At 48.9% G+C, this 13,870-nt stretch carries 13 protein-coding genes; 8 read left to right on the forward strand and 5 right to left on the reverse strand.

The genetic code is table 11. From position 1 onward, the window contains the following. Nucleotides 1-27: 27 nt before the first annotated feature. From Q3O12_RS08825 to norM, 4 genes are all read right to left on the reverse strand, one after another. Nucleotides 28-678, reverse strand: a complete 651-nt coding sequence (locus Q3O12_RS08825; RefSeq protein WP_301670120.1) for a TetR/AcrR family transcriptional regulator — start codon at nucleotides 676-678, stop codon at nucleotides 28-30. A gap of 11 nt (nucleotides 679-689) precedes the next feature. Beyond that, nucleotides 690-1,730 (reverse strand): UDP-N-acetylmuramate dehydrogenase, encoded by a 1,041-nt coding sequence (gene murB, locus Q3O12_RS08830; protein WP_301670121.1) that lies wholly within the window; start codon nucleotides 1,728-1,730, stop codon nucleotides 690-692. A 46-nt stretch (nucleotides 1,731-1,776) separates the two neighbouring features. Further along, a complete protein-coding gene (locus tag Q3O12_RS08835; protein ID WP_301670122.1) occupies nucleotides 1,777-2,550 on the reverse strand; it encodes an LEM-3-like GIY-YIG domain-containing protein in 774 nt (257 codons plus the stop codon). Nucleotides 2,551-2,613: 63 nt separating this feature from the next. Next, entirely contained in the window at nucleotides 2,614-3,993 is a 1,380-nt protein-coding gene (gene norM, locus Q3O12_RS08840) for a multidrug efflux MATE transporter NorM (RefSeq protein ID WP_301670123.1), read from the reverse strand. Nucleotides 3,994-4,327: 334 nt separating this feature from the next. On the opposite strand from norM, the gene Q3O12_RS08845 reads away from it, so the two are divergent. Both Q3O12_RS08845 and Q3O12_RS08850 read left to right on the forward strand, forming a co-directional pair. Continuing rightward, nucleotides 4,328-5,500: an ATP phosphoribosyltransferase regulatory subunit gene (locus Q3O12_RS08845; RefSeq protein WP_301670124.1), complete on the forward strand. Its 1,173-nt coding sequence runs from the start codon at nucleotides 4,328-4,330 to the stop codon at nucleotides 5,498-5,500. Between the two features lie 82 nt (nucleotides 5,501-5,582). Beyond that, nucleotides 5,583-6,881, forward strand: coding sequence for an adenylosuccinate synthase (locus Q3O12_RS08850; protein WP_184910097.1), 1,299 nt, complete (start codon nucleotides 5,583-5,585; stop codon nucleotides 6,879-6,881). Between the two features lie 217 nt (nucleotides 6,882-7,098). On the opposite strand, the gene htpX is transcribed toward Q3O12_RS08850, so the two are convergent. Beyond that, nucleotides 7,099-7,938: a protease HtpX gene (gene htpX, locus Q3O12_RS08855; protein WP_196427884.1), complete on the reverse strand. Its 840-nt coding sequence runs from the start codon at nucleotides 7,936-7,938 to the stop codon at nucleotides 7,099-7,101. Between the two features lie 214 nt (nucleotides 7,939-8,152). Between htpX and adk the strand changes: the two genes are divergently transcribed. From adk to Q3O12_RS08885, 6 genes are all read left to right on the forward strand, one after another. Next, entirely contained in the window at nucleotides 8,153-8,800 is a 648-nt protein-coding gene (gene adk / locus Q3O12_RS08860; RefSeq protein WP_301670125.1) for an adenylate kinase, read from the forward strand. A 366-nt stretch (nucleotides 8,801-9,166) separates the two neighbouring features. Beyond that, on the forward strand, nucleotides 9,167-9,898 hold the full coding sequence (gene pyrF, locus Q3O12_RS08865) for an orotidine-5'-phosphate decarboxylase (protein WP_301670126.1): 732 nt from the start codon (nucleotides 9,167-9,169) through the stop codon (nucleotides 9,896-9,898). 96 nt (nucleotides 9,899-9,994) lie between these two features. Beyond that, entirely contained in the window at nucleotides 9,995-10,387 is a 393-nt protein-coding gene (locus Q3O12_RS08870) for a DUF2185 domain-containing protein (protein WP_301670127.1), read from the forward strand. Nucleotides 10,388-10,490: 103 nt separating this feature from the next. Further along, complete coding sequence (hldA, locus tag Q3O12_RS08875; RefSeq protein WP_301670128.1) at nucleotides 10,491-11,450, forward strand: ADP-heptose synthase; 960 nt, start codon at nucleotides 10,491-10,493, stop codon at nucleotides 11,448-11,450. Nucleotides 11,451-11,494: 44 nt separating this feature from the next. Continuing rightward, nucleotides 11,495-12,730, forward strand: a complete 1,236-nt coding sequence (locus Q3O12_RS08880; RefSeq protein WP_039856213.1) for a DNA cytosine methyltransferase — start codon at nucleotides 11,495-11,497, stop codon at nucleotides 12,728-12,730. A 1-nt stretch (nucleotide 12,731) separates the two neighbouring features. Next, entirely contained in the window at nucleotides 12,732-13,850 is a 1,119-nt protein-coding gene (locus Q3O12_RS08885) for an HNH endonuclease (RefSeq protein WP_301670129.1), read from the forward strand. The last annotated feature ends 20 nt before the right edge of the window (nucleotides 13,851-13,870 follow it).

Below are 13,870 nucleotides of genomic sequence, written 5' to 3' on the forward strand. Positions count from 1 at the left end.
TGAAAATAAGCTCAGACGGTATGGAAATTATGAATGCGTACTGCCGATTTTCCGGTCGTATTCCGCGCGGTGTTCGGGCAAAAGATAAGGACGCAGGAGGCTTAAGGTGCGGCGGATGCCGCGTGCTTTGGAGTCTTCGGTCAGCTTGGTACGCCCGCGCAGTGAGCTGTCGAAGTCGAACCAATATTTCGTGACCATCCACATATTGACGGCGAGGTCGTTCATAGCAGTTTGGTCGGCTTGGATGATGTTCAGGCCGTTGAGCTGGGTGAGCAGGTTGACCAAGAGCGGGGAGACTTTGGCTTGGGTGAAGGTGTTGTGCTCGCCCAAAAGTTCGGTACTGCGCGCAAGCAGGGTGTTCACGTCGCTGAAGAGGAAACGGTATTCCCACATCACATCGTAAATCCCTGCCATATAGTTGATGGAATCTTCGACATCAGACGGCAACACGGCTTCATTCAGGTATGCCAGCAGGGCTTCGCTGTAACGTTTGAAGAGCTGGACGATGATTTCGTCTTTGTTGCGGAAGTGGTAATAGAGATTGCCCGGACTGATGCCCAAATGTGCCGCGATATGGTTGGTACTGATGTTGCGCTCGCCTTCCTCGTTGAAAAGCGCAAGGCTGGCGTCGATGATGCGGGTGTAAGTATTGGTTTTTGCAATGCGGGTCACGGGCATACTCCTTGGATTTATAGGCTGAACGAAGCAGGCAGCCAATTGGGTTCGGCGTGTAATTCTACCTGAAATCGAGTAAATACTGTATTGCAGACGTGTTGCGCCAGTTTCCAGATGTCGTCTGAAGAAGCATTGTTTTTGTTCACCAAAACCAGAGCCTGCCGGTCGTGTACCGCCGCGCCGCCAATTTGGAAGCCTTTCAGACGGCATTGGTCGATCAGCCAGCCGGCGGCGAGTTTGACCGAACCGTCGGGCTGCGGATAGCGCGGCATATCGGGATGCTGCTGCAACAGGGTGGCGGCTTTTTCTGCGCTGACGACGGGGTTTTTAAAGAAACTGCCGACATTGCCCAAAACTTTCGGGTCGGGTAATTTGCTGTTGCGGATGGCGCACACCGCATCGGAAACGTCTTTCGCCGTCGGTGCTCTGCCCGCGCTCAGTTCGGCAACCTTCGCCGCCAAATCGCCGTAGCTCAAGTTCGGCACAAAATGCGTTTTTAATGCAAATACGACCGAAACAATCACATAACGCCCTTTGCCTTCCTGCTTGAACAGGCTTTCGCGGTAGGCGAAGCGGCAGTCGGCATTGGAAAGGGTTACAAAGGTTTCCGTATCCAAATCGAAGCAGCGCACGCTGTGAATTACGTCTTTCGCCTCCACGCCGTATGCGCCGATATTCTGCACGGGCGACGCGCCGACCGTACCCGGAATCAGGCTCAGGTTTTCCAAACCGCTTAAACCCAGCGCGACGGTGTGCAGGACAAAATCGTGCCAAATTTCGCCCGCCTGCGCTTCAATCAGAACCATGCCGTCTGAACGCGTAATCTCGCGTATGCCCTTGTTTTCCATGTGTACGACCAAGCCGTCGTAATCCTGCATCAAAAGGATATTGCTGCCGCCGCCGAGCCATAAAACAGTATCGCGGTTGAACTCGGGCAGTCGGATGATGTCGCGCAACTCGTCGGCGTGTTCGAGCGCGATAAAGGCTTGGGCTTGGGCGCGAAGACCGAAGGTGTTGTAGGGTGTGAGGTCGGTTTGGTATTGGATGGGTTGCATGATGATTTGTGATTTTGTGGATTCAGGTCGTCTGAAAACTTACTATTTAACAATTACGATAGGTAATGGGGTTTTGGGGAGCTTTATAGTTTTCTTGGGAAGAATAGGTCAGCTTGTCTACGATTTCTTGATAAATGTCGGACTCTTTTGGCAACGGCTTGCCTTCAAACATCCAACGGCCTTGAATAATATCGTCGGCAGAAATCCATCTTTCGATTTCATATACTGCTAATGTCCAGCCGCGATAGACTGCAACTGCATATTTTGCTTTTTCACGTCGGCTTCCGATTTTCCAATATTTCCGTGTGCGTTCGTAAATTTCCTTATTCCTATTGGCTTCAGGAATATTTCCGGATCTAATACTTTTTTTCAGTTTCTCGTATTCATTATTAATCGTAATTAAAACAATAGGTTTATCAGTTTTTAATTCTTGCGCATCATATTTTCGTTTTAATTCGGGCAAACTCATTAATCCTACTTCTGAAGAATGCGTGCCGCCTTGAATATTAGTCAGCGGCTGCTGGCTCGGCTTGACTAGGGAGAGTAGGTCTATTGCCATCGCTTCATATTCAAAAGCCTGTTTGTCTGTTTGGATGTTGTGCCGCAGAATGTAATACACGGGCTGGTGTCCGCTTTTATGTATTTCCCTAATCAAAGCAATTTTATCACTTGGCGTTTCTGTTTCTTGTAATGAACCTAGGGCATGATGGAAAACGCGATTGCCCACGCCTTTACCTACATAGAAAATATTGCCGTCTCTAGGGTCAATCAAGCAATAAATATAGTAAGCAAGTTTTTCTATAATGGAAGTTGAAAACATTTTTTTCCTTAAAAGTGAATAAGTCGTAAATGGAATATCAATGGAGGTCGTCTGAAAGAAATTTCAGACGACCTTATGCGATCTGACCATCTCCCTGCTGCACAATTCCAAGCACCACACCAAGGCGACGGCTGCGATGGTGAGCGAGGCAATCAATGCCGTCCAGAAGCCGTAAATGCCCATATCGAAACGGTAGGCGAGCAGGTAGCCGGGCAGCAGGCCGCAGCCCCAGAAGGCGGCGGCGTGGATGAACATCGGTACTTTGGTGATCTTATAGCCGCGCAGGGCGTAGGACGCGATACATTGGGTGAAGTCTGCCGGTTGGAACAAGCCGGCGAACAGCAGGACGGTGGCAGCGATGCTTAAAACCGCCGGATCATTGTTGTACATACTTACCAGCGGCGAACGGAATAATACCAAAGAAAGCACGGTAATCACGGCGAGCATCCAGCCCAACGCCAGCGACACGCCCGAAATGTAACGCGCCCGCGAAAATTCGCGCCGTCCTAATGAAAAGCCGATGCGCACCGTCCCCGCCGAGCCGACACTTTGCGGAATCATGTAGAGAATCCCCGACAAACTGATGCCGACCTGCTGCGCCGCCACATAATTCTCGCCGAAAGGCGCAATCAAAAATACGATAAACGAAAACGCGCTGGCTTCCAAAAAATAAGACAGCCCGATGGGCGCGCCGATTTTCCAAATCTGTTTGAACACCGCCCAATCCGGTTTGCCGAATTTCGCCGTCAGTCCGAACGGGCGGAAGAATTTTTCCTTGGCGATATAAATCCACAATGCCAGCGCGCTGAACCAAAACACTGCCATCGTCGCCAGTCCGCAGCCCGCACCGCCCAAAGCGGGCATACCGAATTTGCCGTAAACGAAAATATAGTTCAGCGGCACGTTCAATACAAACGCCGCGAAGCTGACCAACATAATCAGGCGCGGGCGGTTCAGGCTGGAAGCGTAGGCGTGCAGGGCGCGGTGCACCATTGCCGCCGGCATCGCCAGGCTGGTGAACAGCATATACTGCGCCATCGTGCCTTCGACATAATCGCTCAAGGTCAGCCAGTTGCGGAACGGCGTAATCGCCGCCCACATCAATACCATGCCGAAAATCCCCAAAAACAGCCCGAACCAAATCCCCTGCCGCCCCGTTTCGCCCACTTCGGCGGTTTTACCCGCGCCGTAAAGCTGGGCAATCATCGGGTTCAGCGCCGCCATAATGCCCATAAAGGTAATATAAACCGTGGCAAACGCGCTGCTGCCCAAAGCCACCGCCGCCAAATCCTCCTTACCCGCACTGCCCGCCATCACGGTATCGACAAAACCGATGCCCACCTGTGCGACCTGCGCCAACAGCATGGGCAGGGCAAGGGCGGCGAGCAGGCGGACTTCTTTCAGGAAGACGGAAAAGGAAAAGCGGTCGAGGTCGAGCAGCATAAGTGTTCAATCAACAAAAATGCCGTCTGAAGCAGAAAACGGCAGCAGGGAGTGATGAGAAATAATGGTGCACATTATATAGTAAAAAAAATGCCGTGCCGTCAGACGGCGGATACAGGTATAAAAGTATATTCAGATTGTGTGTATTTTATGGTAAAGTTTGGTTTTAACAACTTGACGGCATTGAGCCGTCGGACAGGGGCTGTTCGGATTCTGAATCGGAAGGAAGCATCGCCGTTTTGACAGCGGCGTGATGCGTTGCGGCAAAGATGCCGTCTGATTGCGGATCGGGCAGCCTTTTGTGTTTGCAAAATAAAATAGAAGGCAGATTCTCATGCAGACTTGGCAGCTTCCGGAACATATCGCCGACGTACTGCCCACGAACGCGCGGCAGCTTGAAAGCGCGAGGGAGCAGTTGTTGGCACTGTTCCGCGTACACGGTTACGAGTTGGTCCAACCCCCGTTGATGGAATACAGCCACTCCCTGCTGACGCATATTGACGCAGGCTTGTCGTTGAAAACCATTTTGGTGGTCGATCAGTTGAGCGGCAGGCAGTTGGGCATCCGTGCCGATATTACGCCGCAGGTGGCGCGTATCGATGCCCATCTTTTGTCCGCCAACCAAGGGATTAACCGGTTGTGTTACGCAGGCTCCGTGTTGCACGCGCAGCCCGACGGTCTGCTGAATATGCGCGAACCCTTGCAGGCGGGTGCGGAAATGTACGGTTTCGCCGACATCCGTGGCGATATCGAACTGATTGACCTGATGCTGAAAAGCATGAAAATTGCCGATATGGGCGAAGTTTTGCTTTCGCTGGGGCATATCGGCGTATTCCGCACCCTATCCGATGCGGCGCATCTCGATGCCGAGCAATCGGCAGAACTTTTGTCGCTGATGCAGGATAAAGATACCGGGGCGGTCGAGGCGCAGGTCAAGGCTTGGAAACTGGACGGTATGTGGGCAAAAGCATTCTCGCTGCTGCCGCGCCTGTACGGCGGGCGGGAAGTGTTGTCCGACGCGCGCGGACGGTTGCCGGATTTGTCGGCGGTCGGCAGCGCGTTGGACGAATTGCAGGCGGTGTGCGACGCATTCCCCGATTGTGAAATCCATATCGACTTGTCCGAGCTGCGTGTCGACAATTACCACACGGGCTTGCTGTATGCCGCCTATGCCGCCGATTTCCACGACGCGGTCGCGCGCGGCGGGCGTTATGACGGATTGGGCGGATATTTCGGCAGGGCGCGCCCGGCAACGGGATTCAGTTTCGACTTGCGCAGCTTTATCGGGCGTTTGCCCGCCATCGAACGGCAGCCTGCCGTGTTGGTCGATGCGGAAGATGCCGAAGCGGCGCGCGAAGCAGTCGAAGCCTTGCGTGAACAAGGGCAGTGTGTCGTGATTGACTACGGTATCGGACACAATGTTTCGGAAGAGCTTGCAGGCCGTCTGAAAAAGACGGACGGCGTTTGGCAGGTCGTGAAATGCCAAATACCCGTTCATAGCGGATGAAAGGCAAACCGAGGCGTGGCGCAAAGCCGCACCGGTTTGGGGATTTCCGCAATAATTTTTAATATCGATAGGTTATATGGCTATGGCTAAAAATGTTGTAGTAATCGGCGCACAGTGGGGCGACGAGGGTAAAGGTAAAATCGTTGACTGGCTGGCGGAAGAAGCCGGCGGCGTCGTGCGCTTCCAAGGCGGTCACAATGCGGGTCATACTTTGGTCGTCGGCGGCAAAAAAACCATTTTGCGCCTGATTCCGAGCGGCATCCTGCACGAAGGATTGGATTGCTTTATCGGTTCGGGCGTTGTCGTTTCCCCCGAAGCCCTGTTGGGCGAAATCGACGAGTTGAACGCGGCGGGCGTGAAAAACGTCGAAGGCCGTTTGAAAATCGCGCCGACCTGCCCGCTGATCCTGCCTTACCACATCGCGCTCGACCAAGCCCGCGAAGCATCGCGCGGCAAAGGCAAAATCGGCACGACCGGACGCGGCATCGGCCCCGCCTACGAAGACAAAGTGGCACGCCGCGCCATCCGTGCCGCCGATTTGCTGCATCCTGAAAAACTACGTGAAAAACTGGATGCCGTCCTTGCCTATTACAACGTCCAACTCCAATACCTGCACAACGCCGGACCTGTTAAAGCGGAAGACGTGATGGCGGTTATCGAAAAAGTCGCGCCGCGCATTGCGCCGATGATTGCCGACGTGTCCCGCGTGTTGAACGAAAAAAACAAAAACGGTGAAAAACTGCTGTTTGAAGGCGCGCAAGGTGCGTTGTTGGATATCGACTACGGCACTTACCCCTTCGTTACCTCGTCCAACTGCCTCGCCGGCGCGGCTTCGGCAGGCGCGGGCGTAGGTCCTCAAATGCTGGATTATGTTTTGGGCATCGTCAAAGCCTATACCACGCGCGTCGGTTCGGGCCCGTTCCCGACCGAATTGTTCGACGAAGTAGGCGCAGGTTTGGCGGAACGCGGACACGAATTCGGTTCGGTAACCGGCCGCGCGCGCCGTTGCGGCTGGTTCGATGCCGCCGCCCTGAAACGCTCCATTCAAATCAACGGCATTTCCGGTATGTGCATTACCAAACTCGATGTAATGGACGGCGTTGAAACCATCAATATCTGTGTCGGCTACGAATTGCCCGACGGCGGCAAAACCGACATCCTGCCTTGTGGTTCGGACGCGGTGGAAACCTGCAAGCCGATTTACGAAACTATGCCCGGCTGGCGCGAATCGACCTTCGGCGTGAAAAACTACGACGCATTGCCCGAAAACGCCAAAGCATATTTGAAACGGATTGAAGAAGTCTGTGGCGCACCGGTCGCCATCGTCTCCACCGGTCCCGACCGCGAGGAAACGATTGTGCTGCATCATCCGTTCGCATAAGGTTTTGCAGTGAAAATGCCGTCTGAAGCCCTAATTGGTTTCAGACGGCATTTTTACCGCTGTTTTATCTGATATTCTCTGTCCGGAAACGGTTTGTCGGGGATATATCAATGCGGCGTATCCGGTATGGCAAACCCGATGTTTTCAGACGGCATTGGTTTACTATGAAAAAACCGTACTGCTTATGCGTACGGTTTTTTTGTTGTTTCAAATCGGCTCAGAGCGATTTGAGGCGGGCGATTCGGTTGTCCAGTGAAGGGTGGGTGCTGAGCAGGGAGTCGCGCGTATCTCCGGCGATGCCCATTGCGTTCATTTCTTCGGGCAAATCGACCGGGTTGCCTTTGAGCCTTTGCAGGGCGGAAATCATTTTCGGCGCGCCGACCAGTTTTGCCGCGCCTGCGTCGGCGCGGTATTCGCGCTGGCGGCTGAACCACATGACAATCAGGCTGGCAAGGAAGCCGAACAGGATTTGAAATACGGTGCTGACGAGGAAGTAAGTCCCCTGCGACTGGCTGCCGTCGTTGTTTCGGGCAATCAGGTTGGCAATAATGCGCGACAGGAACACGACAAAGGTATTGACCACGCCTTGAATCAGCGTCAGCGTAACCATGTCGCCGTTTCCGACGTGCGCCATTTCGTGCGCCAAAACCGCTTCCACCTCATCGCGCGTCATATGGTCGAGCAAACCGGTGCTGACGGCGATCAGGGAGCTGTTTCTCGATGCGCCTGTGGCAAAGGCATTGGGTTCGGGGGAGTGGTAGATGGCGACTTCGGGCGTTTTCAGGTTCCATTGCCGCGCTTGGGCTTCGACAGTGTTCAAAAGCCAGGCTTCTTCTTCGGTGCGCGGCGTGTCGATAACTTCCGCGCCGACCGATTGTTTGGCGATGAATTTGGACATCAGCAGCGAAATAATCGAACCAGTGAAGCCGACGACGGCGGAATACGCCAACAGGCTGCCCGTGCCGCCCCGGCTGTTGATGCCCAGAACCGCCAAAACAATGTTGATTACGACCAAAACAGCGATATTGGTAGCCAAAAACAGAAAAATTCGTTTCACGGATGTTCCTTTTTGGTAGGGTGTGATGTTTTGAAATTTTGGGGATTGTCCCAAAAAGTTGCCGGCTTGTGAATATCAGACTCGGCAAAGGTATGCAAAACATTTGCTTGCAAATGGCAGTTTGTGCAGTTGGTTTTTGAACTATTGTGCCAAGCCGTGTAGAATCGTAAATTATCTGTTTGATTCCAATAAACACATTTAAAAGGATAACTTCATGAAAGCATTACTTTTAGGCGCGCCGGGAGCGGGCAAAGGCACTCAGGCGCAATTCATTACCGCCGCGTTCGGCATTCCGCAAATCTCTACCGGCGACATGCTCCGCGCGGCCATTAAAGCAGGCACCCCGCTGGGTTTGGAAGCGAAAAAAATCATCGATGAAGGCGGTTTGGTACGCGACGACATCATCATCGGCATGGTGAAAGAACGCATTGCCCAAGACGACTGCAAAAACGGTTTCCTGTTTGACGGTTTCCCACGCACATTGGCACAAGCCGAAGCGATGGTTGAAGCAGGCGTGGATTTGGACGCGGTTGTTGAAATCGACGTACCCGACAGCGTGATTGTCGACCGCATGAGCGGCCGCCGCGTGCATTTGGCTTCCGGCCGTACTTACCACGTTACCTACAATCCGCCCAAAGTCGAAGGCAAAGACGACGTAACCGGCGAAGATTTGATTCAGCGCGACGACGATAAAGAAGAAACCGTGAAAAAACGCCTTGCCGTGTACCACGAGCAAACCGAAGTGCTGGTCGATTTTTACAGCAAGCTGGAAGGCGAACACGCGCCGAAATACATCAAAGTCGACGGCACCCAGCAGGTAGAGGCTGTGAAAGCCGAAGTATTGAAAGGCTTGGGCAAATAAATCGAAAAGGTCGTACCCACGGGCAGGCTTCGCACTCTGAAAACAGGAAATCAGGTTTTCAGACGACCTGTTTTTGATAAAAAGCGTGTTGCAACCGAAAAACAATCATTCGGTGTCATTCCCGCGCAGGCGGGAATCCATTTCTGAATTTGGGCAATCGCTGTTTAAATCCGATAAACTGAGTTTTATCAATGGATTCCCGCCTGCGCGGGAATGACGGCTGATGTGCCGGTTCAAATTCATCCGAAACAGTTTGTCGGGGCTTGAGTCCGCGTAGGTCGGACATCATGTCCGACCTACGGTTTGAATTTACGTTGTACTGCGAAAAGACGATAAAGGTCGTCTGAAAACCGAAACGAAAACACCATGAATCCTTTAATTACCGACTTCCAAACCCCGCAACAACGCACTCCCGTCATCGTTGCCCTTGATTTTGCCAACGAAAAAGACACGCTCGGCTTCGTCCGCAATCTTGCCCCGACATTGTGTCAAATCAAAATCGGCAAAGAGCTGTTTACCGCCACGGGGCGTAGTTTGGCGGAAAGCCTGATTCATCAGGGTTTCAAACTTTTTCTCGATTTGAAATACCACGACATTCCCCACACCGTCGCGCAAGCCTGCAAAGTCGCTGCCGATATGGGCGTGTGGATGGTCGATATGCACGCATTGGGCGGCCGCCGTATGATGGAAGCCGCCGCCGAAGCCGTCGCCGGATACGGCACGAAGCCGCTCTTAATCGGCGTAACCGTGTTGACCAGCATGGAACAAAGCGATTTGGCGGAAATCGGTTTGAACATCGCCCCTGAAGAACAAGTCATCCGCTTGGCGAAACTGGCGCAAAGTTCGGGCTTGGACGGCGTGGTCTGTTCCGCCCAAGAAGCCGCGCCGCTGCGCCGCGAATTGGGACAGGATTTTGTCTTGGTAACGCCCGGCATCCGCTTGGACGTTGCCGGCAACAACGACGACCAACGCCGTATTATGACACCGGCCGAAGCCTTGGCGGCAGGTTCAACCTATTTGGTAATGGGTCGCCCTGTAACCCAAGCCGCCGATCCGGTCACCGTATTGCGCGAAGTGAACCGCGTGGCGAATGCTTAAACATCAACAATTTTGATGCCGTTCAAAGAGAACTGCCTCACTTTGATACGATAGATAAATAACCAGAAAATTTCAGCTTAGAAAGGAATTTATCCGATGTCTCAATGTGGTTCAGATGTGAGCAATATTTTTGATTATGATGCATTTCCGGAAGATGATTTGCTTGTAAAGGATACCCCTGTCGGGTGGTATGCGATTGTGTCGCATAAAATTGTCGAAGAGGGGCTTCCTATTAAATTTATGTATCGGGAACATCAAGGGGATTTACCATTTGATAGCGGATGGCGAGTATTTTCTGGAACAGAAGATGATGAATACTCGAATAACCCTGAGAATTTTACCTTTCATAGTTTGACACGGCTCACTCATTATCAAGCAGATGTTGGGGAGCTGTTTTGGGCGGATATAGGCAGCGTTTTTGAAAAAAAAGAAGGAGAGGATTGCTTTTCACCTGTTACCGATTGGTCTCCTTTCGACTTTGAAGAATAATAAAAAGTCAGATTTTATTTTTAATCAGTAAATCTGCCAGATAAGTGCTGAGAATATATTGAAGTTTTCACACATATAAACAACTTATTTTGGAGTGCATAAAATGCCCGCCAAGTTCCAACAAGAAACCCTCAAATCCCGTTTCGCACAAGCCAAAGTCCTTGTTGTCGGCGATGTGATGCTCGACCGCTATTGGTTTGGCGATGTGTCCCGTATTTCTCCTGAAGCCCCCGTGCCGGTGGCGAAAATCGGACGTATCGACCAACGCGCGGGTGGCGCGGCGAACGTTGCGCGCAATATTGCTTCGTTGGGCGGCAGGGCAGGGCTGTTGTCCGTAACCGGCGACGACGAAGCCGCCGACGCGCTCGATGCGCTGATGACACAAGACGGCGTTGCCTCCTATCTGATGCGCGACAAACAAATTGCCACCACCGTCAAACTGCGCGTCGTCGCCCGCAACCAGCAGCTTATCCGCCTTGATTTTGAAGAACATCCCAACCGCGAAGTGTTGGAACAAATCAAGCGGAAATACCGTGAAATCTTGCCCGAATACGACGCAATCATTTTTTCAGACTACGGCAAAGGCGGCCTGTCGCACATCTCCGATATGATAGATTGGGCAAAACACGCCGGTAAAACCGTATTAATCGACCCCAAAGGCGACGATTACGAAAAATACGCCGGTGCAACCCTGATTACGCCCAACCGCGCCGAATTGAAAGAAGTGGTCGGCAGTTGGAAAAACGAAGGCGAGTTGACCGAAAAAGCGCAAAACCTGCGCCGTCACCTCGACCTGACCGCCGTTTTGCTGACCCGGAGCGAAGAGGGCATGACCCTGTTCAGCGAAGGCGAACCCATTTACCAACCCACCCGCGCCCAGGAAGTTTACGACGTGTCCGGCGCAGGCGACACCGTTATTGCCGGAATGGGCTTGGGGCTAGCTGCTGGTTATACCATGCCTGAAGCCATGCACCTTGCCAATACTGCGGCTGGGGTTGTCGTGGCGAAACTTGGTACGGCGGTTTGCTCGTTTGTTGAATTGAACAAAACATTGGAAGAGTAGTAATTTCTTTTTCATATTAACAAGATAAGCAGAACGATATAAGTATGACTATTTCGACAATGGCACAGACACACGATACTCAATTACAAAAAACTTTGCTCTTTCCTAGTCAACAAGGTTGGCAATCTAAAACTTTTCTTAAACCTAATTCACATATTAGATTAGCAACTGTGTTCAGTGGGATTGGTGCAGTTGAACAGGCATTTTATCGATTAAATTTAAACCATACTATTGTTTTTGCAGGAGATATTGATCCGCATGTTAAAAAAAGTTATCTTGGCAATTACCAATTAGATGAAGGTTTTTGGCATGACGATATTACTCAATTTGATGCGAGGAAGTTTAGAAATCAAGTTGATATTTTAGTTGGTGGTAGCCCTTGCCAAGCATTTTCTATGGTTGGTAAACGAGCAGGATTAGAAGATACACGAGGAACATTATTTTATGAATTTGCTCGCGTTGTTGATGAAGTTCAACCAAAGATATTTATTTATGAAAATGTAAAGGGATTGCTTAATCATGATAATGGAAAAACCTGGGAAGTTGTAAAAAGTGTCTTTCATTCACTTGGTTATGATTTATATTTTCAAATAATGAATAGTAAGGATTATGGGATTCCTCAACATCGTGAGCGTATTTTTGTTGTTGGTTTTCATACCCCACCTACAAATGGTTTTCAGTTTCCTGAGAAGATTGAATTAGAACATACTATGCAAGATTTTTTAGAAGATTATACTGATAGCAAATATTTTTTACGTGAAAAGGGTGTGAAATTTGTTACCAGTTCTAAAAATAGGCAAAAACGTTATACACAGATTAATGGAGAAATTGCCTTATGCCAAAAAGCAAATCAACAATTTAATTGGCATGGTGATTTTATTTTTCAGGCAGCCCGCGAGTTTGAATTTGATGACTTTATTTTTGATGTAAATAGCGTTGAAGAAAAATATTATCTTTCTGAAAAAATCAAAAATTATGTTTTAGCAGGAGGAACAAAAAATTTTAAAACTAGTACAGAAACTGATTTACCTGTAGCTCGCCCTTTATTGCAAACTATGCATAAAATGCATCGTGCAGGGGTTGATAATTACGTTACTCATAATCGTGGACGTATTCGTAAATTAACACCTAGGGAATGTTTACGGCTAATGGGTTTTAGAGATGATTTTAAAATTTTAGTTAGTGATACTCAAATGTATCGCCAAGCAGGAAATAGTATTGTTGTCGATGTATTAATTGCTATATTAAAACAAATGGATATTACGCGTTATGGAGAGTAAAATGTCGGATTTTCAAAGAATTACTATTGAAAACATAGAGTATTTTATTGTTGATAGTATTCAAAATTTACGTGCGGAAGATAGTTTTATTCACCGAAATAACAAGTTGTCTGTTTTCGGTGGTAATGGGGAAGCACGCAAATATGTAGGTAGTTATATTGATGATAGTGGTCGAAAACTGAGTACATTTTTTGAGTATAAAAATTGGGGGATTACTGAGACAAAAAATGGAAGGAGAGTAGAATATCCTATAATTCAGAAAAATTGTTTTTTTAATAAGAAAAATTTACAGCGCTATTTGGTTGATGCAAAAGTTGAATATCAAAAACAAGAACAGAAATATCATAATGATATTTCAAGGTTTTATGATGATTATGTATTAAGCATTGATAATTTGACAACAGAAAATATTTTCTTTTCAATTCATGATGTATCAGACCATTTAAATAATTCTAAAGGTTATCGTAGAGGTTATATCCGTTCGGAGGATGATATATGGTCAATTTGGCGTAAGATTGTGTTACCTAAAATTAGTTATTTATCAATTCTAAAACTATTACCTGTCGAAGGGATAGAAGATTCAGAACCATTATTTTATTTTCGAATATTTTTAGATTATCAATTTCGCTCTATTGTGCACCCGCAACTCTTATCAAGAGAAAAATTAGAAATACCAGCTTTAGAAGCTGATCAATCGGTAGAGCAAGAGATCATTAAACAGAAAAGTAGAAAAGGGCAGCAGAAATATCGCAAAGATGTCATAAATTATATGCCACAATGTCCATTTACATTAATTACAGATGAGATTTTGTTAAGGGCTAGTCATATTAAACCTTATATGGTTTGTATTACTGAGAAAAATGAGAAAGAGGCATTGGATTATTTAAATGGGTTAGCCTTAACACCAACTTATGATTGGTTATTCGATCAAGGTTATATCACTTTCTTGGATGATGGTCGTTTAATCTGCGGTACTCGATTAAGTCGTTATACATGGGAAAAACTTAATATCAATCCAAATGCAAAAAATAAGATGCGAATATATCCCGAAGGAAGAGAAAAATATTTGGAATATCATCGCAAATTTGTGTTTCAGGATAATATTGATGATTTCTTGTAACTAAGTTTATTAATTCTACT

This window comes from Neisseria benedictiae (genome assembly GCF_958267435.1).
GTDB classification, from domain to species: Bacteria; Pseudomonadota; Gammaproteobacteria; order Burkholderiales; family Neisseriaceae; genus Neisseria; species Neisseria bergeri.